General features: G+C 46.7%; 24 protein-coding genes. 8 read left to right on the top strand and 16 right to left on the bottom strand.

Annotated elements, in window-relative coordinates:
- Positions 1-97: 97 nt before the first annotated feature.
- Positions 98-1,105 (top strand): GlxA family transcriptional regulator, encoded by a 1,008-nt coding sequence (locus SG35_RS24170; protein WP_420794547.1) that lies wholly within the window; start codon positions 98-100, stop codon positions 1,103-1,105.
- A gap of 22 nt (positions 1,106-1,127) precedes the next feature.
- On the opposite strand, the gene SG35_RS24175 is transcribed toward SG35_RS24170, so the two are convergent.
- The 4 genes from SG35_RS24175 to SG35_RS24190 form a co-directional block, all read right to left on the bottom strand.
- Complete coding sequence (locus SG35_RS24175) at positions 1,128-3,305, bottom strand: DUF6351 family protein (RefSeq protein ID WP_044831349.1); 2,178 nt, start codon at positions 3,303-3,305, stop codon at positions 1,128-1,130.
- A gap of 196 nt (positions 3,306-3,501) precedes the next feature.
- The gene (locus tag SG35_RS24180; protein WP_044831350.1) at positions 3,502-4,254 is read right to left on the bottom strand and encodes a TIGR04219 family outer membrane beta-barrel protein; all 753 of its coding nucleotides are present in this window, start codon (positions 4,252-4,254) and stop codon (positions 3,502-3,504) included.
- A 3-nt stretch (positions 4,255-4,257) separates the two neighbouring features.
- Entirely contained in the window at positions 4,258-5,250 is a 993-nt protein-coding gene (locus SG35_RS24185) for a DUF2333 family protein (RefSeq protein ID WP_044831351.1), read from the bottom strand.
- Between the two features lie 17 nt (positions 5,251-5,267).
- Positions 5,268-5,765 carry a copper chaperone PCu(A)C gene (locus tag SG35_RS24190; RefSeq protein WP_053042836.1) on the bottom strand — a complete coding sequence of 166 codons (498 nt, stop codon included), beginning with the start codon at positions 5,763-5,765 and terminating at the stop codon, positions 5,268-5,270.
- A 71-nt stretch (positions 5,766-5,836) separates the two neighbouring features.
- On the opposite strand from SG35_RS24190, the gene SG35_RS24195 reads away from it, so the two are divergent.
- Positions 5,837-6,574, top strand: a complete 738-nt coding sequence (locus SG35_RS24195) for an enoyl-CoA hydratase-related protein (RefSeq protein ID WP_044831352.1) — start codon at positions 5,837-5,839, stop codon at positions 6,572-6,574.
- A gap of 83 nt (positions 6,575-6,657) precedes the next feature.
- Here SG35_RS24195 and SG35_RS24200 read toward each other — a convergent pair whose 3' ends face one another.
- The 11 genes from SG35_RS24200 to SG35_RS24250 form a co-directional block, all read right to left on the bottom strand.
- The gene (locus SG35_RS24200) at positions 6,658-6,996 is read right to left on the bottom strand and encodes a hypothetical protein (protein ID WP_044831353.1); all 339 of its coding nucleotides are present in this window, start codon (positions 6,994-6,996) and stop codon (positions 6,658-6,660) included.
- Between the two features lie 46 nt (positions 6,997-7,042).
- Positions 7,043-7,252 (bottom strand): PspC domain-containing protein, encoded by a 210-nt coding sequence (locus tag SG35_RS24205; protein ID WP_044831354.1) that lies wholly within the window; start codon positions 7,250-7,252, stop codon positions 7,043-7,045.
- A 113-nt stretch (positions 7,253-7,365) separates the two neighbouring features.
- Entirely contained in the window at positions 7,366-8,028 is a 663-nt protein-coding gene (gene pspA / locus SG35_RS24210; RefSeq protein WP_044831355.1) for a phage shock protein PspA, read from the bottom strand.
- Positions 8,029-8,040: 12 nt separating this feature from the next.
- Positions 8,041-8,331: a hypothetical protein gene (locus SG35_RS24215; protein ID WP_152646503.1), complete on the bottom strand. Its 291-nt coding sequence runs from the start codon at positions 8,329-8,331 to the stop codon at positions 8,041-8,043.
- 319 nt (positions 8,332-8,650) lie between these two features.
- Complete coding sequence (locus SG35_RS24220) at positions 8,651-9,499, bottom strand: sulfurtransferase (protein WP_053042838.1); 849 nt, start codon at positions 9,497-9,499, stop codon at positions 8,651-8,653.
- Positions 9,500-9,666: 167 nt separating this feature from the next.
- Positions 9,667-9,810 (bottom strand): hypothetical protein, encoded by a 144-nt coding sequence (locus SG35_RS24225; RefSeq protein ID WP_160298238.1) that lies wholly within the window; start codon positions 9,808-9,810, stop codon positions 9,667-9,669.
- Positions 9,811-9,824: 14 nt separating this feature from the next.
- Positions 9,825-10,094, bottom strand: coding sequence for a hypothetical protein (locus SG35_RS24230; protein ID WP_044831357.1), 270 nt, complete (start codon positions 10,092-10,094; stop codon positions 9,825-9,827).
- A gap of 389 nt (positions 10,095-10,483) precedes the next feature.
- Entirely contained in the window at positions 10,484-11,449 is a 966-nt protein-coding gene (gene dusA / locus SG35_RS24235) for a tRNA dihydrouridine(20/20a) synthase DusA (protein ID WP_152646504.1), read from the bottom strand.
- 143 nt (positions 11,450-11,592) lie between these two features.
- On the bottom strand, positions 11,593-12,132 hold the full coding sequence (locus SG35_RS24240) for a hydrolase (RefSeq protein ID WP_044831358.1): 540 nt from the start codon (positions 12,130-12,132) through the stop codon (positions 11,593-11,595).
- 83 nt (positions 12,133-12,215) lie between these two features.
- Positions 12,216-12,506 (bottom strand): putative quinol monooxygenase, encoded by a 291-nt coding sequence (locus SG35_RS24245; RefSeq protein WP_201777758.1) that lies wholly within the window; start codon positions 12,504-12,506, stop codon positions 12,216-12,218.
- 86 nt (positions 12,507-12,592) lie between these two features.
- A complete protein-coding gene (locus SG35_RS24250) occupies positions 12,593-13,156 on the bottom strand; it encodes a cysteine hydrolase family protein (protein ID WP_044831377.1) in 564 nt (187 codons plus the stop codon).
- Between the two features lie 99 nt (positions 13,157-13,255).
- On the opposite strand from SG35_RS24250, the gene SG35_RS24255 reads away from it, so the two are divergent.
- From SG35_RS24255 to SG35_RS24280, 6 genes are all read left to right on the top strand, one after another.
- On the top strand, positions 13,256-14,179 hold the full coding sequence (locus SG35_RS24255; protein ID WP_044831359.1) for a GlxA family transcriptional regulator: 924 nt from the start codon (positions 13,256-13,258) through the stop codon (positions 14,177-14,179).
- Between the two features lie 399 nt (positions 14,180-14,578).
- Positions 14,579-16,078 carry a substrate-binding periplasmic protein gene (locus SG35_RS24260; protein ID WP_152646505.1) on the top strand — a complete coding sequence of 500 codons (1,500 nt, stop codon included), beginning with the start codon at positions 14,579-14,581 and terminating at the stop codon, positions 16,076-16,078.
- A gap of 114 nt (positions 16,079-16,192) precedes the next feature.
- Positions 16,193-16,627, top strand: a complete 435-nt coding sequence (gene zur, locus SG35_RS24265) for a zinc uptake transcriptional repressor Zur (RefSeq protein ID WP_044831361.1) — start codon at positions 16,193-16,195, stop codon at positions 16,625-16,627.
- A 122-nt stretch (positions 16,628-16,749) separates the two neighbouring features.
- A complete protein-coding gene (locus tag SG35_RS24270; protein WP_044831362.1) occupies positions 16,750-19,146 on the top strand; it encodes a M1 family metallopeptidase in 2,397 nt (798 codons plus the stop codon).
- Positions 19,147-19,154: 8 nt separating this feature from the next.
- Positions 19,155-19,652 carry a DUF6702 family protein gene (locus SG35_RS24275; protein WP_044831363.1) on the top strand — a complete coding sequence of 166 codons (498 nt, stop codon included), beginning with the start codon at positions 19,155-19,157 and terminating at the stop codon, positions 19,650-19,652.
- Positions 19,653-19,728: 76 nt separating this feature from the next.
- Positions 19,729-20,193: a chemotaxis protein CheX gene (locus SG35_RS24280; RefSeq protein ID WP_044831364.1), complete on the top strand. Its 465-nt coding sequence runs from the start codon at positions 19,729-19,731 to the stop codon at positions 20,191-20,193.
- 308 nt (positions 20,194-20,501) lie between these two features.
- Here the strand turns inward: SG35_RS24280 and metE are convergent, their stop codons facing one another.
- Positions 20,502-22,781 carry a 5-methyltetrahydropteroyltriglutamate--homocysteine S-methyltransferase gene (metE, locus tag SG35_RS24285; RefSeq protein WP_044836137.1) on the bottom strand — a complete coding sequence of 760 codons (2,280 nt, stop codon included), beginning with the start codon at positions 22,779-22,781 and terminating at the stop codon, positions 20,502-20,504.
- Positions 22,782-22,805: the final 24 nt, after the last annotated feature.

The raw sequence follows: 22,805 nt of genomic DNA on the forward strand, positions 1-22,805 counted from the left end.
TTTATGTGCTTTACCCTAAAAATAATTAGCATATCAGGCCATATAAGATGCAAAAAAGGCCAAACAAAAGTAAACTGGCTCAATATAAAGAAAAGACATGACCCTCATGAGCCAAAAGCAAATCACCATAGCCCTACCGATTTATCAGCATGTACTGGCAACCAGCTTAACCTTACCGATAGAAATGTTACTTGCAGGAGAAGCTTTTGCCAGACGCCACGACAGGAATGCGGCTTCATTGAATATCCAGCTGGTCAGCCAGGATAACCAGGAAATTGCCTCCCGTGCCGGTATCAAACTCACACCTGATGCCCGGCTCCAGGACTGCCCGACCCCGGATATCGTGATTGTACCCAGCCTGTGGCGAAATCCCAGGCCGGTTTTACGCCAGCAGCAGGAGCTCATTCAATGGCTACATGATTTATGGCAACAGGGAACTACCCTGATAGGCACGGGTACCGGAGTATGTTTTCTGGCACAGTCGGGATTGCTCGATAACCATCCCGCCACCACCCACTGGCATTATGTCGAGCAATTTAAACGGGACTATCCGGCTGTGGTGCTGAAACCGGACTTCTTTATCACCCAGTCGGAGCGGATTTATTGTGCCGCCAGCTTAAATGCCCTGGCAGATATTATTGTGCATATCATAGACCAGACATACGGTCGCACGGCTGCCCAGCAGGTGGAGCGTAATTTCTCCCATGAGATCAGGAAACCCTACGAACAGCAGAGATACAGGGAAGGAGCGGTAGATCGCCATCCCGATGAATTAATTTCCCAGATCCAGTTCTGGTTAAAAACCAATGTCTCTTCCCCCCTGACCTTAAATCAGGTCGCCGCCCAGTTCGGCTTGAGTCAGCGCTCTTTTACCCGGCGCTTTAAAACGGCTACCGGCAGCAGCGCCGGGGACTACTGGCAGCAATTAAAACTGGAGACCGCCAAAGAGCTGCTATCTTCGAGTAATTTATCGATCCAGGAAATATCCTACCAGGTGGGATATCCGAACCAGGGAGATCTGACCCGGTTATTTAAAAAACATCTGGCGCTAACCCCGAAGGATTACCGCCAGATGGTACGTAAAAAACTCTTCAGCCAGGAATAAGACCAGCCCTTATAAGCCGGGGTCAGATATCATCCGGACGACCAAGATCACCTTGCTGGTAATCACAAACGCCATCGGGAAAAACCGCTTCAAGCAGTTCAATGTGTCCGCTCATATCATGCTCGCCGTAGAGACCTGCTTTTACTGCCTTTTTCACCGGCATCAACTGGCATTTGAAGACATCTCCGGCCCAGCCGCCGCCGGCCTGGATACGGCTGGTGCTGTACATGGGATATATTTGCTGACAACTGCCGCTCTGTTTTTGATTCCACTGGCCATCCCAGACATCCTGACCCCGGTGTAAAATTGCGCCGTCGGCAGCAAAACAAGCATCTTGCAACTGCTCGGGCTTGGCCTCAAGCACACCGGCAAAAGAATCCTCTTTTTTATTTAACAGCCAGCTGTCCATCATTTTAAACGCCTGCTGCAACGGGTTATGCTCTTTGTGGGAGATCCAGATCACATGATTATCCGCATGGCCATTGGCTTGCTGCATCCGAAGCCGGCTGTAGAATGACGCAGAAACATGGTGCATATCCAGATCATCCTCTAAATAATGGCGCACATCGATCACCGGCAACGCCACCTTACCGATAAAGACCTGGCCGGAGCGGTAGGCCGCCTGCATCGCCGCAAGAGAGCCGGTTCTTCTTTTCGCCGCATGCCCGTTCACTTTGGTAATATTCTGATTGCCCCATAAGGAAAGCCATAAGGGGAGTTTTTTACCAAATGGCGTGATCAGCGATTCTGCTTTCATCTCATTCTGGGGTTTCCAGCTGCCGATATGTTTATTGATATCCAAAAACTCTTCGAAGCTGATACTGTTATCAACAAAAGCCGATAAGCCGTATTGCACGCCGACATTATCCCAGGTAGTCAGACCAAAACCCTGATTATCCTTGCCTAATACGTTCGCCATATCCTGCCAGTAACTCCAGTTGACCTGTTCTACCACCCGGGGGTGGAAAAAATCGCGGATAAAGCCCTGCCTGGGATTATTAATAAAACTGGATAAACCAAAATAACCATTAATACATTCACTGTTGCCCTTAGGCAGAGAAGGAACAAAGCCCGCCATCAACTGATTAACCGGCTGCAGAAAAGCAGCCCTTTGGGGAAAATCATTGATGGCATTCATACCTTCGATCAACTGCCTTTTTTGCCAGTCATTCCAGGTCGCCTTATCCCGGCTACGGAAAGTGAAATAGTTATTTAATAAGTCACAATCTAAGGCATAAGTGGTTTGGGTGATCATATCGGGATAAGAATATAAAGGGATCAAACCATCGAGTATGTCCTGACTGTTCTGGCCTATCAGATACTGCGCCAGCCCCCCGCCCGAGCCGCCGATGCCCACGGTATAAAGGGGCTCGCCATACAAGCTGACAAATTGTTTTTTCACCCGCCGGGCGGTATCTTCTGCCAGCAGCATGTTATAGGTATAGCTGGTACGGTTACCGCTGGAGCTGATCACCGCATACCCATCCAGTAACTGCTGCAGCTGCCGGGTGATCACCCGGCGCGCCGTTTGTCGCCCCTGGCGGTAGCCTATGCCGGAGCCGCCGTTAAACTGATAGATCAAACGCTGATTCCACTTGGATGTTGCCGTGCGAGAATCCATGTCATCCAGGGATACCGGCACCACCAGGGTATAAATAAAGCGGTTAATAGTGCCCTGCTCCACCCGGAATAAATTCCCTTTGCTCATTTGGCCATGTGCCTGCCGCTCCAGCCAGTCCTGAGTGACCCGCCCAACCTTATCCCCGGCATCAACCCTGTAATAGGCCACGGATGTTGGTAAAGAACAATCTTTGCTGTAGCCGATAACCTCTTTTTTGTCCGTTATTGAGCGGTAGACAGGTACTCCCAGACCAAGCTGGTTATCCACTTCAGGCTGTCCCAGCCCGGAATCTAAGGTCATGCAATAAAAGGGATATTGCATTTTTCCGGCATATAAACTGTTAACCGGCCCGGTTTCACCGATAGCAATCGGGAAGGCAAAGGTTTCTTGCGGTCTCGGAAGCAATCGAATATGGCGCGTAACCGGCAGTTGAAAATTATCCGGCGCCACTGCCACGGCTTTTACCTGCCGATAAGCAAAAGATTTAGCCGGTTGCCAAAGTTTAATAAAGAAAAAACCAATGATACTGACTAAAAATAGAAGTGTAACCCCAAGGAAAATCGACCTTTTTTGTGTCATAACCCGCTCCTCCTGTACAGCTGTTTTTGAGCATATACACCTTTAATTCTAGTTTAAAAAAGCACAGGTTTTCGACGAGCCGATTGCAACTCATGTAAAGTATTTGGATTTAATCAGGTTATTTTTTAATTTGATAACGGGAAGAAAACAGGGAGAAATAACCGGTGCCTGAAAAACCAGCACCGGCTGATAAAGATTAAAAGTGCATGATAACCCCGGCAAACAGACCTTTAAATTCAAGATCTGCATAAAAGTCATCCAGATCATCCAACTCAAATTTCACTGCCCGGTAACCTGCGGTCAGGTTAACATCCAGGGCAAAATTCTCTGTCAGGGCGTAGCTGACCCCGACCTGATAATCGTACAAGGTATGATCATCAAAAGTTAAATAGTTGCCTTCGGCAAACAGATTCCAGTCGGTAAAAGGTAAACCGATAATTGCCGAACTATAAACCATAGGCACGATTTCAGAAACCGAGCGGCTGGCACTTTGGGTATTGCCGGTATCAGCCACCTTGACATCGCCGTCAAGATCCCTGGCGGTTAAACCAAAATCAAAGGTCAGCAGATCATTGTCAAACAACTCATAATAAAAAGTGTAATCGTTATAACTGACATCAAAGACGGCATCAACACTGGTGTTGGCGGTAAAGGTTTGATCGTTAAATTCAAAGTCGGTTGTCAGCGTAGTATTACCGTCGGTATCCAGGCTGGTATGCGCCAATTTAACATTCGGTAAAAACGGCAACGGATGCTCCACGGCAACAAAAAAGCTGCCCTGCTGCTCATCCTTTAAATTAAAATCGCTTTGGGTGGTACTTTCCCCGAACACCCCTTCGGCTTCGTTATCCCATACCTGGCCGCCGAAATAGACCCCCAATAAAGTGTCCGCCTGTACCGATGCCGATAGCAAGGTAGTAAGTGTTAACGCTATAGCTGCTTTTTTCATTTTTTATCCCTGACTTAATAATTCATTTAAATCAATTAGTGCGGCATTGGCCCGCGAAATATAATTGGCCATCACTAACGAGTGGTTGGCAAGGAAACCAAAACCGTCGCCGTTCAGGATCATTGGACTCCACACCGGTTGCTGGCTCGCTTTTAGTTCCCGGATAATTTGCTGTACGCTGACCTTGGCATTTTTCTTTTCCAGGACATCATTAAAATCGATTTCTATCGCCTGCAAAAAGTGCAATAACGCCCAGCAGGCGCCCCTGGCTTCATAAAATTCATCATCGATTTTCCACCAGCTGGTTTTCATTTGCAGACTCGAGGCCGCGCTGGTGGACTGCTGGGCGACACTGTCACCCGCCAGATCGGTGTTCATCTGCTCCCGGCCGACACTGGCACTTAACCGCTGGGAATAGCTGCCTAAACGCTTTTCCACTTCTTTAAGCCAGTCGCGCAGATTATCGGCACGGGCATAAAACTGCGCATTCTGGCTGCTAACATCGGTAAGCGCACTGCGATAGGCATATAACTCTTTGATCGCTTTCTTATATTCCCCTTCGGCACTTGGCATCGCCCAGCTGGTATGATCGATATTTAACTGCGGATGGGCACTTTTTAAATGCTGATTTTCCAGCGACTGGGACTGGGAGCGGCTAAATTCCTGACGCATCACCAGGGCCATATCCCGCACCATTTCCAGGGCGCCAAATTCCCAGGCAGGAATATTATCTAAAAACACCGACGGCGGGATGGCATCGTTGGATAAATAACCGCCGGGTTTATCAAGCATGGTTTCGATCACCCGGATCAAAGACGTGGTTGTGGTATAACCGACCACGGGGGCAACATTATCAAGGGTGGCATCCTGGGTCACCTGGGCCTTGATATCAAATTCATCCGGCTCAAAACTCCACCACACCCCGATAAAATAAAAAATAAACAACACAGCCACGACCATAGTCACGACTGTTTTTGTGGAAAAACTAACTTTCATAAACGGCTCCTAATCTCCTAATGATGGTGATGGTGATTGTCTTTCTTCTGGTGAGTGTTTTTTTTCTTTAAGCCCTGCACCGGCAGCTCAATATTGACATCCTGCCCCCCGGCAAAATGCAAGGTGACCGGCACGTTTTCCCCATGTTTTAACGGCCCGGGTAAATCGAACACCATTAAATGCAGCCCAGAGGGTTGTAAGGTCACACTTTCCTTGCCCTTGATAGTGATTGACGCCTTTTGCCTCATACGCATCATGCCGTCGGACATGGTATGCTCATGAATTTCAATACGCGGGCTGCGTGTGCTGCTGGCGCCGGTTAAGGTAAAGGCCTTGTCGCTGCTGTTGGTGATGGTCATGTAGGCCGAGGAAATTGCGGTGCCGGGAATGGTTTCCCTGACGTAGCCGCCATCAACAGCGATTGCTGCGCTTGCCGTAAAACTTAAGGCACTGAAACTGCAAACAGTTAAAAAACAACATATAAACAATGAAAAAGCCGGGTAAAATTTTTTCATCTCTCTCTATACTTCCTTATCCAGACGCATTATGGTTGTGGTGCCCGCTATTGTAACTAAGCTAAGACAAAATGGATAATTTAATTCTTACTCATGAACACCAAGGCGTTTTCACTATCACCTTGAATCGTCTTGATAAAAAAAATGCCCTTAACACGGCCATGTACCAGTCCCTGATCAAACACTTTGCTTATGCCAGCGAAAGCGATACTGTGCATTGCCTGCTGATCCAGGGGGATCAAAACTGCTTCACCGCAGGTAACGACCTGCAGGACTTTATTGAAAGCGCCGAAAGCGGTGACCTGGTGGCAATGGACTTTGTCAGGACCCTGGCCGCTTTCGACAAGCCGATTATTGCCGCCGTCGCCGGTGTTGCCGTGGGTATCGGCACCACCTTGCTGCTGCACTGCGACATGGTGGTCGCCGCCAACAACAGTCATTTTAAACTGCCCTTTACCCAGTTAGGCCTGTGTCCGGAAGCCGGCTCCAGCTTATTGCTGACCCAACGCCTCGGCCATAACCGCGCCTTTGAACTCCTGGTCTTAGGAAAGTCCTTCGAAGCGGAGCAGGCGCTGGAATATGGCCTGGTAAACCAGGTATGCCAGCCGGATGAAGTACTTTCACGGGCCGCGACCCTGGCCGCTGAAATTGCCGCCCTGCCGCAAGATGCCGTTAAAACCAGCCGGGCCCTTATTCATCAAGCCAGCCAGGCAATATTACCGGCGGTCATTGAAAATGAAGGTAAGGAGTTTGTCCGGCTGATGGCCACCGATAGCTGCAAAAACATCCTGGCCAAATTCTTCAAATAAATGTGTTATCTAACCTTAAAGCCAGATAACAACCACAAGTTATCCGGCTTTTTTCTTCACGATAAAAAAGTAAAAACCTCTCCTTAATAGGCAGGTTGGCGGCCACCGCGACTCACCAGCCAAATGGCACAGGCAATCAAAATAATCGGCCAGAACATGCCCAGCATCAACATCAGCCCACCGCCAAAAATCAACAAGATAATAAAAATAATCGAACCAAAGACACTCAATACTATGGCTAACGCCGCTATCACCAGTACCACCACAAACAGGGCAGCAAAACTTACCGCCTGAACCGGCTCAAGTAACTCATTGTCCATATAAACATCTACGTTAAACCAATCGATAACACCGGCGCCAAACACATAGGTTAAAAATAATGTGGCGATAATGGCCAGCAATAACGACTTCATAAATGACATAAAACCTCCTTCTTTAGTTCTTCGACCGCAGCTTTTACGGTTGTTATTACCTGTCCGACATCAGCAGGGCTGATACCAGGTAAGCCACGCCGGTTGCTACCGGAAAGGTGATCAGTGCTACAATTGCTGCCATCCTTACCACTAACCTGGGCAACTGATAATATTTGGCCAGGCCGGCGCAGACTCCGGATAGTTTTTTATGGTGAACATCTTTGCTCAGTGTTTTTTTAACTGAATAACTTCTCTCGTATTGCATCTCTACTCCCCTTTCCGGCACCTTCAGGAAGATTTCATCATTGAAGGCCTACCGGATTGCTTGTTCATAAAATCATTGCCAACCAAGGTTGGCGACCGGAGCCGGGTTAATAACTAACCGTTGGCCACCTGCTTTTTCAGTTGCGCCAGCTCCTGCTCTATGTTGTCGTCATTTTCCAACTCACGGAATTGGCTATTGAGATCTTTGTTTTCCATCAGATCATAAGCCTCAACTTCCGCCTCGACCCGGTCAATTTTTTGCTGGTAACGCTCAAATTTAGCTATCGCTTCATCAATATTGACCACCGCCGCCTGCTGACGCACTTTCAATCTGGCCTGGACGCTTTGTTCACGCACCACATAAGCCTGCTGGCGACGTTTGGCTTCGGTTAACTTATCCTGCAAGCGCTGACTGTCTTCCTGTACCTTGCTTAAATATTCTTCCAACGTATCCAGCTCTTCCTGAATAAGCTGCGCCTGCTCTTTGTTTTTGTTTTTTTCTGCCAGCGCTGACCGGGCCAAATCTTCCCGATCTTTACTGATCGCCAGTTCGGCTTTCTCCTGCCAATGGCAAATGCTGGTCTCTATGGTGCGCTTTTGCCGTAATAACGTTTTCTTCTCGGCAATATGTTTTGCCGCCGCTGCCCGTACCTCAACCAGAGTTTCTTCCATTTCCTGAATGATCAGCTTGATCATTTTTTCCGGATGTTCGGCTTTATCTAACATGCTGTTGATATTGGCGTTGATGATATCGGCAAATCTTGAAAACATACCCATAATGGCACTCTCCTACTCTTGTAAATAATTTTTATGTTCTTGGCTGTTTTGCTTTTTATCCGCTGTCGCTTTAATCGCTTCACCGGAAAGCAACAGGGCGCTTTCGGCTTTAAACTCGCGGATCTCCTGGCTGATAGAATGGCTCAACTGCTGTGTCAGCTCAGTTACCATCTGCTGCCCCTGGGCAACAACAAACTGGCTTACCGTCGTTTCAACCGACACCTGCTGGGCACTGGCGTTAGTCGCTAAAGCCGTTACTAAAATGCCCGCTAATACCAGTTTTTTATTCATTCGTTTATTCATAACCGAGATCCTTATAGCCTTTAAATAACCTGATAAAAGTGCTTAATCACATAAGCTTTGAACTATCTATTACAATCCACATGCCAAGTTAGAAATAAAAAATAAACAGTTGATAAATAAGGACAAATAATAAAACAAAGATTGACCGCCCAAACAAGGACATATTATGTCAAACTAAAATATAGTGATTTTAACCACTGAAGGTGTGAAATTGACCAACAAAAGAGGCAGGATAAATGAGCGTTTTCTTTAAAGGTAACTCAGGGTAAAGATCAGAAAAAGCCCGCAATAACATACGGGCCTGTTGCAGCGTTCAATCTTAATCGCAACTAGCGGGTAAATTCAGTTTTTGTCCCCATTCACTCCAGGAGCCGTCATAAACACTGACATCCCGATAGCCGCAATAATCGGCGGCAAGCGCCAGGATACAGGCGGTGATGCCGGAGCCACACGTCATTACCAGGCTATTTTTATCCCCGGTTAATGCCCGAAACATCTGCTGCAATTCATCTTTTGCTTTAAATTGCCCGTCACTGAGCAGCTCGCTATAAGGTAAGTTTACCGCCCCCGGCATATGGCCGCTGCGGACACCGGCTCTGGGCTCAGCTGCCTTGCCATAAAAGCGGGGCGCTCCCCTGGCATCCATCACGGCAACATCAGATTCCGTCAATACCTGGCTCACCTTGTGATAATCACAAAAATACCCGGCCCTGGGGTTAGCAATAAAGTTCCCTTGTGCCACCTCCCGCGTTTTAGCCGGTGCCTGCGGGAATTGCTTTTGACACCACAAGGGTAAGCCCCCGTCTAATACCGCCAGATTATCAAAGCCCATGGCTTTAAACATCCACCAGGCCCGGGCACTGGAAAAAATCCCCAGATCATCATAAACCACAATCTGGCTGTCCTGATTTATCCCCAGCTTTCTCGCCTCGCGGGTAAAGGCTTCGGCTGAGACCATGGTATGGGGTAAATCACTTTGCTGATCACAGAAGACCCCTTCCAAATCAAAACGGCGGGCATTGGCGATGGCATATTGCGGCCACTGTCGTACCGGAGCGGCAGTATTTCCCACGGGAGGAATACTGGCATCGAGAATAATTAGATTTGGAGCTTCCAGGCTTGATAAAAGCTGTTCGGGGGCAATGATATGCTTAAAAGTAATTGACATAGCTAGCATTTATAGAACAAGAATTAAACTAGCTTAATTTTAAAAATGGCCGGTTTCAACCACTAAATCAGCAGCCAAGGCCGAAAAGATATGCAATAAAGGGAGTAACCTATGGTTTAGGCAGCAAAGAAAAAATAGAGATAAAACGGACAGCCACCACCATCCGTTTAATCACAGCCGGTTATCATAGACGATTCATCGTTGAGCAAACTCGTTTGCTTACCTTCAAAATAAGCGACGATTAATGACACGGCTAGCAAACCAACCCCGGGCAGCATCATCAAAATAAATAACATGCTCAAACTGATCATAACCACAACCCCACTTATTTTGCGTTAACCTGGACATTGTTTTTAGCACCGCTGAAATAACCAGTCTGTACCAGTAATTCATTCGCTTTGCTTAGCTCTTGCACCGATAACAGGTTTTTCTTGATCGCCTGGCGATTTTCCTGCTGCATTTGTTTGTTTAACTGCACGGCATTTTGCTGCATCATATTTTCAACTGCCTGCTTTACTGATACTTCTTCATTGGCTTGTACGGATAAAGAGGTTAAAAACAAGCCGGTCATCACTACGGTAACTAAAGATTTCATCACTATTCTCCACAAGTCTGTTATTAAAAAAGGTAGCCAAATCAGCTCCCTTTCATTCGGTATTAATTATTAAGTCGACATAACTATTACAAAGGTTGTGCCAGCAAATGAAAAAAATCATAAAGCCATGATTTTTAATGAAATTTAGTTTTGATAGCAAATTAAGCTAGAAAAAGAACTAACAAGGAAAGCCATTGAACAGCTGAAAATTAGTGAAAAAAACCATTAATTGGTAAAAATAATGATTAAATAACAATGAGGTTATAAAACAGTAAGAAGGGTAGAAGAAATGAGATCCCGAATTAGGGATCAGATTTCCCGAAAACGGGAAATCTCAACCATAAAAAATATTTTCAGCCACAGACAGAGCCAAATAAATTAATGCTGCTTTAATCAAAAGACACTTGGGCGAAAGCATCCCGCAACACTTGACTGTCAGCTCCCGATTTACTTGAGCTCTCGCTTAAATGACGACGAAACAGCCTGGCGCCGGCAAAACCGTTGCACAGCCCCAACATATGCCTGAGCACATGCCAGGCCCTGCCGCCGTCGCTAACATAACGGTCAATATAATCGGCCATTTCATCGATCACCTGCGCCCGGGTGATCACAGGAGAAGTGCTTTGCCACAGGCTTTGATCTGCCTGTGCCAGCAAATAAGGGGTCTGGTAGATTTCCCGGCCGATCATAACACCGTCGAGATGGCCTAAATGCTCATTCGCTTCCGCCAAAGATTTAATCCCGCCATTAATGGAGATTTCCAGATCAGCAAAGTCCTGTTTAATCTGATAAACCCGCTGATAATCCAGTGGCGGTATTTCGCGGTTTTGCTTCGGACTCAGGCCGCTTAACCAGGCTTTTCGCGCATGAATAATAAAATGCTGGCAACCTGCTTGCGAAACTTCGCTGATAAACTGATGCAAAAACTCGTAACTGTCCTGGTCGTCAATACCGATACGGGATTTTACCGTGATCGGAATATTCACCGCCGCTTGCATTTGCTCAACACACTGGGCCACCAGGGACGGCTCCGCCATCAAACAGGCACCAAAACGGCCGTTTTGGACCCGATCCGAAGGGCAGCCGACATTAATATTGATTTCATCATAACCACGCTGCTCGGCAATTTTTGCGCACTCGGTCATGGCAAGCGGATCACTGCCTCCCAACTGCAACACCAGTGGATGTTCCTCATCATTAAATGCCAAATACTCCCCTTTGCCAAATAAAATTGCCCCTGTTGTCACCATTTCTGTATATAAAACAGTCTTTTTTGACATAGTCCGGTAAAAATAACGACAATGACGATCGGTCCAGTCGAGCATGGGAGCCACGGATAGTTTATGAGAAATCATATAGTTAACAAAAAACCTTTAAATTTAAAGCGAGTTCAGGCATTGGAAGTAACAGCTGAAAGTTGGCTAAATTATACGGGATTATAAAGTGCTGAACAAAAAAATAATAATCTATGATTAAACAAACTATTGCTGCCTATCACTTACTTTATGATCGAAAGAATCTTGCGAAAGTTTTCAATTTTAGAAGTTTTCATCAATTCAAAAATACACATTTCTAAGCTGGTTAAACGGGCGCCACTATCCCTCATCTTTATTAACGCTAAATCTATATTTGATTGTAAACGAGAGGAAATACAATCCGAAACCACATCAACTTTAAACCCTTCGTTTAACAAACCTAAAACACTTTGATAAACACAAATATGGGCTTCAATGCCGGCAACCAGCCACTCCTGCCTTCCCGTGGCTTTAATCGCCTTATTGATCTGTGGTTCAAACATAGCATTAAAATGAAACTTCTCAATTGCATCCGCTCCCTTCATCAATTCAACTATTTCCGGAACAGTTGCACCTAAGCCTTTGGGATTTTGCTCTAGCCATATAACCGGCATCGCCAGCAATTTACTGCATTGAAGCAATTTTTTGGTATTAGCAAGAAATAGCTCACTATGTTGCACCGTCCCGGCTAAACTGCCCTGTATATCCACCAGGATCAGACCGCAATTTTCTTTTTCAAGCATAAGTCCTCCGCTCCGGGCTAGAGTAAAATGGCCTTGACCCAATGTAGCACTATTATCACTTACAGCGACACCACTGTATGAGACTAGATACCTTCAAGCACCTCATAAGTGACTATTTCAGGAGCTTGATTAAGAAAGCTCAGCAGGATGGCAAAATCTCCCTTCTTCTCTCTCCAGCTCAGATAAAGTTCTAAATTTTGCTCTTGCTGCCAATAGGTTATGATCATAAATTCACTTTCAGATAAGCATGAAAGCTCGGCGCCGTTATTCCCTGAAAAACTTCTGGTTCCCGGTAGAATTTTTTTAAAAAAAGATAAAAGCGCTTCTGATTGCCCGGGTTTTGCTTCAAATGCAAATGTTGTCATTCGGCTCATAATATAGTTCCTGATTGATAATCCAAAAACTATTCATCCGGGCTGATTAAGGCTATTTACCGGCATCAACCCTTAAGACAACTCTCCTACCGGACTAAACTCAGCAAATTTTCGGAACTGTCAACATTACAATAACCGAAACTTAATGCCGCCATAAACGCATGATGGACATGATGAGCAGGTACGACTACCCCGTTAAATTCCAGATCCAGCGTTGCGCAAGCATTGTGGGCAACATGGCATTCATAACCAAAATCGACAGCAGCACGGGTCACAGCATCTATGCACATATGGCTCATTGCACCAACAATAACCAGTCTTTCGACATTAAGGCGCTGCAAGAGGCTTTTTAATTCAGTATCGCGAAAACTGTTTATTTGATGCTTCAAAATAACCGGCTCACCTTTAGCCGGGGCTACACTGGTATGAATTTTTGCTCCCTCGGATTCAGGCAAAAAGAAAGGCGCATCATGTGAAGGAAATTCATGGCGGACATGAATAACCGGCAACGCCTGCTTACGAAACTCAGCCAGCAGAGCAGCGGCATTCGCTGCAGCGGCTTCAGTCGCCGATAACGCCCATTTAGCGCCAGGGTAACTTGCATAATAGTCATTTTGAAAATCAATTAATAATAAAGCTGTATTTGACATAATCATCTCTCGTGTATTGTTTCAATGTGTTGTTGGCACTATTATGCAAAACACATATCAATCACACCTATGGCGTAACTGCCATAAACCAGTTCAAAAATGACAAAAAATGTTCATGTCGTTATTATCGACTATCCTAATGCACTGCAAAGTGCAGTACAGGGGTTAAAAGAACTTTTTTTAATCGCTAACCGGATAATTGCGGAAAGCCAGCTGGATACCCGGTTTGCAATAACCGTAGCCTGCCCAGAAAAAGAATTGGGAGCTGTCGAACAAAGCGATATCGTTATTCTTCCTCCCAACTTAGACGGTGATTATTACCGTGCCCCCGAAACCGGATTATTAACATTTCTCAACAACGCCCATCAAAGCGGGGCAATCTTATGTTCAGCCTGTGCAGGCACCTTTATACTTGCTCAAACAAAGCTTTTAGATCACCGGGCAGCGACCACACATTGGCAGTTGGCAGATAAATTCAATAAGCAATACCCCAAAGTCTCCCTTAAGATAGAAAGCCTGCTCATTAATGATGGAGATATAATCAGTGCCGGTGGTTTGATGTCGTGGGTCGATCTGGGGCTGGAAATAGTCGCACAATTCACCCGGCCACATATCATGCGTACGCTTGGCAAATACCTTATTGTGGATACAGGCAAAAGAGAACAGCGCTATTACGACAGCTTTACCCCCAAACTCAGCCACGGCAATCAACAGATATTACAAGTCCAGCACTATATACAGGCACATTATAACCAAGCCTTGAATATTGCTATGTTGGCTGCTTTGGCCTGTATGAGTGAACGCACTTTCCTGCGCCAGTTTACCCAGGCAACAACAATAAAACCTATACAATATATTCAAAGAGTTAGAGTACAAAAGGCATGCGAACTCTTAGAATCGAGCACACAGAGCTTTGAGCAAATATCCCTGAACATCGGCTATGATGACGTCAATAGTTTTCGTAAAGTTTTCAGTAAAGTCATTGGTCTAAGCCCGTCAGCTTTTAAAGCCAGATTTGTTTGAATAACTTTTCATGAAAACGGGCCCACTCATTTTCCGTCAGGACAACACCCTAACCAACAGATAATAAGGCCTTTAACAGAGCCCCCACACAAGAACTAAATAAAAATGATGACAGCTAGGGTTACTTACGGGATAAGAGCCACAAATGATGTCACCGGTTTGATTGGCACCAGGATACCTTGCAAACAATACTATATAACAATTATCCCGGTAACCCCCCCAGAAATTCAGCACGAATGAGATAATCCCGGTCAATTCCCCTATTCCCGCTCCCGTGAATTCTTTCCTGATTAATTGACTCTCGCCGACAGTTAGATATAACGTATGAGCTAGACCGATAAGAAATTAAGCGCATCGGTAAAGAGTATATATAAATTTTGTTAACACAGGTCAGATCATTTGAAGCTAATCACCGCATTGTTGTTCTTTATGCTGGCAAGCGTCCCCGGCTACGCCGAACAAATTTCTATCGGCGCCGATGAATGGCAGGGATATACCCATAACGACGGCAGCGGCATCTATTTTGAATTGTTAAAAAAAATTTATCCCGACGACCGCTTGAACTTTAAAGTCGACAGCTTTAACCGCGCCCTGAAGAAATTCGAACAAAACAAGCTGGATATCATTATCGGGGTCTATAAAGAAGACTTAGCACGCGCGCTGTTCCCCAACTGGTATCTGGATACCGAATACCCGATCATGGCCTTTTACAACCCCAAGTTGCTCACCATCAACCACTTAAACGACTTTAAACAACTGACCACTTCCTGGCTCAGGGGTTATGCCTTTAACCGCTACCTGCCGCCATCTAAAAATACCTACCTGATCGACGATATCAAGCTGGGTTTTAAAATGCTGGCCAATCAACGCATTGATACCTTTATCGACTATAGCTATAACCTGCCGGATCAATATCAGGGCCAGCTTTCCTCCTTTGAAGTATTGCCGTCACGCCGCATTTATATCGCCTTTCAGCGTAACCGGCATGGTAAAAAACTGGCATTACAGTTCGATCAAAAAATGGCGCAATTAAGGACGTCGGGAGAGCTGGAAAAATTATTTTCAGATGATTATCAGCGCACCGGACTTGCCGATTTTAATCCAGATAAAAATGAAATCATTATTTACACCGATGAAGTCAATGTCTTAAAAGAGCCAAATATAGAACAGTTAATCCTGGAACCCAGCCTGAACCGTATCCTCAACCTGACGCTGGACTCGCTGGACAATTACCACTTTACCTACAAGGTCATGCATGACTTTTCAAAAATCTATCAATATAAGCAAAAAGAAAATGTTTGTTTTATCGATATGATCAAAACCCGGCAACGACAGGCGCACTTTGCCTTTAGCCAGCCTTTCTCCCTTTATTTAGGCCTGCACCTTTACAGCAAAATCCCGCTTAGCGACAAGGAAACCATTCATTTGCCGCAACTCTTTGCCAAGCAAGAGCCGGGAGAAAAGCAACTCAGACTGGCGAAGATCAGCGGCAGGAGTTATGGCGAACGCTTAGATCAGCAGCTCAACCTGATCGACCCGGCGCAACGCTACCCGACCCCGGTAGATGCTAAAACCGCCTTAAAACAACTCAATAACGGCCGCTTTGAACTCCTGATAGAGTACCCTTCCGAGGTTGACTTTTACTGGCCGCAAATCAGCAAGGAAAAAATATACAGCTACGCTATCAAAGGAGCCGACAGTTATCTTTTAGGGCACATGATGTGTGCAAAATCGGCGAAAACCGCGCAACTGATTAATGATTTTAATTTATCACTAAAAAAGCGTATCCCCACCCAGGCCTTTTACCAGATGCAATCGCAAGGAGTGGCAAAAAGCAATCAAAGCGAGTTTACCCGCTATTTCAACCAGGTATTTCTAAATACCCCCCAAGCGCAATAACCCTTCGGCAGTAACAGCTCTGCCAAAACCAGCTCAGACCAGTTTATAGCCAGCGCTATTTTGCAGCAGCGCACTCATATGATAAACTGAGGCAAACTCTCAAACGATAACGATATGGCTATTCAGGGACTACTACTACAAGCTCAACAAGTGTGCCAGCAACGGGGCGCCCGGTTGACAAAAATTCGCGAACAAGTCTTTTTGCTGCTTGCCGAACATGACGGTGCCGTCGGCGCCTATGAATTGCTGGAGGAACTGAAAGCCATAGATCCGGCAGCCAAACCCGCCACCATCTACCGGGCGCTGGACTTCCTCAGCAAGCAGGGGTTTGTCCATAAAATAGAATCTATTAATGCCTTTGTGATGTGCCACCATTTCAGCGAATGCAACCACCCGGTACAACTGCTGATCTGCGATGAATGCGGCCATGTGGAAGAAATTCAGTCAAACAATTTTGACCTGGCATTACGCTCTATGGCGGACGCCAGCGGTTTCAATATCAGCCACCAAATCGTCGAGGCCCACGGCACCTGCCAGGCATGTAATTAAGAGAGCATAATTTAACTATTTATAAACTATTTTTATGAGTTAATAAGGCGTGTCAGCCACCAGACCATATCAAAAGAATATGGCGTTATAAATAATCATCCACCACGTTAACCAGGACATCCATGAAATACTCAATGCGCACAACTTTTGTCTGCTTATGCCTTGCCGTGAGCGGCAATGTTACCGCAGGAAAATTAGCTTTTGATGACAAGTTTCGTCAATTAGAAGAAATTTTACCGACTCCCAACAGCTACCGTACCGCCTCAGGCGCCCCCGGCCACCAATACTGGCAGCAACAAGTCAATTACGACATCGACATTTCATTGGATGATAAAACCCAGCGCCTCACCGGAAGTGAAACCTTAGACTACCAGAATAATTCTCCCGACAGCCTGCGCTACCTGTGGCTGCAATTAGATCAAAACAGGATGAAGCCTGGCTCAGGCTATAAAATGAGTGAAAGCGCCCCCGCCAGTAAAAAGATCACCTATAAAAAGTTCCGTACTATGGTGGAAACGCCGAAATTCGACGGCGGTTATCAAATCACGAAAGTCACCGACAGCAACGACAAGCCACTGCATTATGTGATCAACGGCACTATGATGCGGATAGACCTACCCAAGGCACTAAAATCCGGTGATAGCGTTGAAGTCAATATCGACTGGAATTACCAGCTGCATGAGCAAAAAGTGCTCGGCGGACGCTCAGGTTATGAGTATTTTGAAAAAGATGACAACTATCTGTATGAACTCGCCCAATGGTTCCCGCGCGCCGTAGCCTACTACGATGTGATGGGCTGGCAAAACAAGCAATTCCTCGGCCGCGGTGAATTTACCCTGGAATTTGGCGATTATGAAGTCGACATTACCGTACCGGCGGATCACATCGTTGCCGCCACCGGGGTATTGCAAAATCCGAAAAAAGTCCTGACCAAAGCCCAGCAAAAACGTCTGAAAAAGGCTAAAAATGCCAAGAAACCTGTGCTGGTAATCACTCCGGAAGAAGCCCTGGCCAACGAAAAATCCCGCGCGACAACAACGAAAACCTGGCGGTTTAAGGCGAAAAATGTCCGTGACTTTGCCTGGGCATCAAGCCGTAAATTTATCTGGGACGCCCAGGGTTATAAAGCCGGCAACACAGATACCATGGCCATGTCCTATTACCCTAATGAAGGTAACCCGTTATGGGAGCGCTACTCCACCGAAGCCATTATCCATACCATGGAGCAGTACAATAAGTACACCTTCGACTACCCCTACCCGGTATCGATTTCCGTGAACGGCCCGGTGGGCGGCATGGAATACCCGATGATCACCTTCAACGGCCCGCGCCCGACCCTGAATGAAGAAACCGGTGAAAAAACCTATTCCCGCAAGACCAAATACGGTTTGATCGGCGTGATCATCCACGAAGTAGGCCACAACTACTTCCCTATGATAGTCAATTCCGACGAACGCCAGTGGACCTGGATGGATGAAGGCTTAAATACCTTTTTGCAATTTATCGCCGAGCAATCCTGGGAAGAAAACTACCCGTCCCGCCGCGGCCATGCCAATGATATCACCAGCTATATGAAAAGCAGCAACCAGGTGCCTATCATGACCAACTCCGAGTCTATTATGCAGTTTGGCAACAATGCCTACGGCAAACCGGCGGCAGCCCTGAATATCCTGCGTGAAACTGTTCTCGGCCGGGAACTGTTTGATTTTGCTTTTAAAGAATATGCCCTGCGCTGGAAGTTTAAACGTCCGACCCCGGCAGACTTCTTCCGCACCATGGAAGATGCTTCCGGTACCGACTTAGACTGGTTCTGGCATGGCTGGTTCTACACCACAGATCATGTCGACATTGCCCTGGAAGACATTCACTTATACCGCCCCAACAGCCAGAACCCGGATACCGAAGAAGCCTGGGAACGTGCGCTGGATAATGAAAGTCCGGAGTTTATCAGCAACTTACGCAACAAAGGCCAGTGGTTACGCACCCAAGACAAACCTGAGTTGTTAGACTTCTACAATGAGCATGATAAATTTACCGCCACCAATGCCGACCGTAATAAATACAACAAGGCGCAAAAAGACCTGGAACAATGGCAAAAAGATCTGCTGGTAAATGACAGCAACTTTTATATCCTGGATTTTCGCAATATAGGCGGCTTGGTGATGCCGATTATCCTTGAACTCAGCTATCACGACGGCAGCAAGGAGCGGTTAACCCTGCCGGCAGAAATCTGGCGGAAAAACCCGAAGAAGACCTCGAAAATGCTGATCACCGACAAGGAAATCACCGCCATTGCCGTTGATCCTAACTGGGAAACCGCCGATGTAAATGTCAATAACAACTACTGGCCGGCCAGACCAATCAAATCCCGCTTCGACCTGTATAAGAAGAAGAAAGCAGATATGATGCGTGATTATAATGAAGCGCTAAAATCAGCGGATGAAGAGCCTTCAGCAGGTAAAGAGCCTTCAGCAGGTAAATCAGAAGATGAAGCTTCTACAGACAAAAAAGCACGATAAGCGCCTATATGCTTAAGTCATTATTACTTTGCCTGGTTTTCTCGGCCTATTGGGGGGCAGCACCTGCTGCCGCCCATAACTTTTTCTTCGGTATCACCGACTTGTCGGTAAACCCGAGCAGCAAGCATATCGAAATAATCCATCAATTTACTGCCCATGATATTGAAAATGCCATTGCCGAGCAGCAGCAAACACATTTTTCCCCTGAGCATAAAAACTACCAGGGTCTGATCCGGCAATTGTTCGAACAAAACTTTTCTGTGATGGAAGCTCAGCGGGCTTTGCCCCTGAGCTGGGTAGGGCTGGAAGTTGTGCGCGGAAAAGTCTTTGTTTATCAGGAAGGACCGGCAAAAAACTTTTTATCGGGTTTAGTGGTAAAAAATACATTACTCGTCGATACTTACCCTGAGCAGATAAATACCTTGAATTATCAAGATAATGATATCAAAGGTAGCTTAACTTTTACTCAATTAAGGAAAATTGCTAAAATTGAGTCTAATAACTAACCCAGATGGATTTACATTTGCCCGATAAGCATGCAAAATCAATCTACTAAGAAACAATCAAGGTCCGGAAAACTTCATGAATGTAGAGTTTATTAATCCTTTTTTAGCTTCAATGCTCAATGTAATGTCCACCATGGCACAAATGGAGCTGTCCCCGGAGAAGCCTAAGCTGAAGAAAGATGAAGTAGCCATGGGTGATGTCTCGGGATTAATCGGCATGGTCAGTGACCAGGCTAAAGGCTCATTATCCATTACCTTTGAAGGCCCATTAGCCATAGCCACCATGAAAAACATGGTCGGGGAAGGACCTGATGAGATCAACGAAGAAATCACCGATTTGGTGGGTGAAATCACTAACATGGTCACCGGCGGCGCCAAGCGCATGTTAAGTGAAAAGGGGATCGAATTTGATATGGCAACCCCCATGGTAGTTTCCGGAAATAACCACACCATACACCACAAAGCCGAAGGCCCTGTGGTGATTATTCCGTTAAACTCCCCTCACGGTAAAGCCTTTATCGAGTTCAGCTTCGATAAGTAATCAGGCCAAATCAATTATCAAAACCTAAAAAGCCCTGCTAAAGCAGGGCTTTTTAATACATGGATGTATGTATCCGGCGGGGCTGGGAACAGCCTGGAGCCGGGTAATACATGGATGTATGTATCCGGCGGGGCTGGGAACAGCCTGGAGCCGGGTAATACATGGATGTATGTATCCGGCGGGGCTTGGAACAGCCTGGAGCCGGGTAATACATGGATGTATGTATCCGGCGGGGCTGGGAACAGCCTGGAGCCGGGTAATACATGGATGTATGTATCCGGCGAGGCTGGGTAGTCAGGCGCAAAGCACTATGAAGCCACTTTATCCTGCAATTTCGCCCTGAGGGCTTTTGCCGCCAGCACCATATTCTCCAATGCCGCCTTGGTTTCCTGCCAGCCACGGGTTTTCAGACCGCAGTCAGGGTTGACCCATAAACGCTGTGCCGGTACATAATCCAGTGCTTTGTCCAATAAATTCACCATCCAGTCGACATCCGGTACATTAGGGCTGTGAATATCATAAACTCCGGGGCCTAAGTCATTAGGATACGCCTGCTGCTCAAAGGCATCCAGCAGCGCCATATTCGAGCGGGAAGTCTCTACCGTTAATACATCGGCATCAAGTGCAATAATCGCCTCAAGAATGTCATTAAACTCGGAATAACACATATGGCTGTGGATCTGGGTCGCCGACGGAGCCGTTGCCGCCGATAACCTGAAAGCGGCGGTGGCCCAATCAAGATACTCCTGCCATAAACTCTGTTTCACCGGCATGCCTTCACGGATCGCCGGCTCATCGATTTGAATGATTTGTGTGCCGTTTGCCACCAACTCTGCCACTTCATCTCCTATCGCCAATGCGATTTGCTCCGCCACCTGTTGCCGCGGCAGGTCATCGCGGACAAAAGACCAGGCGAGGATAGTCACGGGGCCGGTTAGCATGGCCTTCACCGGTTTGTCCGTCAGCGACTGGGCATAATTGATCCATTCCAGAGTCATTGCCTGCTTACGGCTGATATCGCCGAAAATGATCGGCGGTTTTACGCAGCGTGAGCCGTAACTTTGCACCCAGGCGAACTGGGTAAAAACCACCCCTTCGAGTAGTTCACCGAAATACTCCACCATATCATTGCGTTCGACCTCACCATGTACCAGCACATCTAAACCTATGGCTTCCTGTTTACTGATAACATCGGCGATTTCCCCGCGGATATATTCCTGATATTGCTGATCGCTGATCTCACCACGGCGCCATTTGGCCCTGATTTCCCGGATTTTCCCGGTCTGCGGGAAAGAGCCTATGGTGGTTGTCGGCAACAGGGGCAAGTTAAGCTCTCTTTGCTGTATCGCTTTACGCTCGCTAAAAGCTTGCTTGCGATGAAAGTCTTCCGGCTTCAACAGGCCGATGCGTTGCTGCACCGTCTGGTTATGAATGCGTTCAGATACCCTGCGCGCTATCGCCGGGGCAGAATACAGGGTAATGGCATCGCTGTTTTCATTAATCAGGGCAGACTTTAATAACGCCAGCTCACTGCATTTTTGCCGGGCAAAGGCCAGCCAGGAGCTAAATTCCGCATCCAGCTTTTGCTCCTGTGCCAAATCAACCGGGGAGTGCAGCAAAGAGCACGAAGGGGCCAGCCACAAGCGTTCACCCAGATGGCGATACAGCGGCAGCAAGGTTTGATAGACAGAGACCAGATCGGTTTTCCAGACATTGCGGCCGTTGATCACCCCTAATGAAATCACCCAGGAGTCAGGTAAAGTATCAATAACATTCATCACATCCGTTTGCTCGGCCACAGTATCCAGGTGAATACCATCAACAGGCAGTGTCTTAATCAGCTTAAGATGATGATCAATGGAAGCAAAATAGGTGGTTAACAGTAACTTTACTGCTCCTTTATCCAGCTGCTGATAACTGGTTGTAAACGCCTGCTGCCACTCCTGACTTAATTCCAGTCCCAATACCGGCTCATCAATTTGCAACCAGCTGACACCGGCATGTGCCAATTGAGTCAAAATCTGCTGATACCCCTTGAGCAACTGCGGCAGCAGGGATAGCTTTTCTACGTCCTTGGCAACACTTAAATACAAATAACTCACCGGCCCCAGCAATACAGGCTTCACCTTGTCGCTAAACTGTTGTGCTTCAGCTATTTGCGCCAGCAAGCGAGACGCATTCACCTTAATGTCCAACCCGGCACTAAGCTCAGGCACGATATAGTGATAGTTGGTATTAAACCACTTGGTCATATCACTTGCCGCACACTGGCAGCCGGAGGGGGCCTGACCGCGGGCGATACGAAATTCCAGATCCAACTCATTGTCATCGCTGCTGTGGCGAAAACGCTCCGGCACTATGCCCAGCAGTAAAGAAGTATTAAGAACATGATCGTAATGGGCAAAATCTCCCACCGGCAAATATTCAATGCCCTCATCCAGCTGGGTTTGCCAATTTGTTTTGCGAATATTCCGGCACTCTGCCAGCAAGGTTTCTTGCGAGCTTTCACCGCGCCAGTACCTTTCCAGGCAAAATTTCAATTCCCGCTTTGCACCAATGCGGGGAAAACCTAAGTTATGAATTTGCATATTGTCTCCAAATATTTACATGGA

Source organism: Thalassomonas actiniarum, from assembly GCF_000948975.2.
GTDB lineage: Bacteria > Pseudomonadota > Gammaproteobacteria > Enterobacterales > Alteromonadaceae > Thalassomonas > Thalassomonas actiniarum.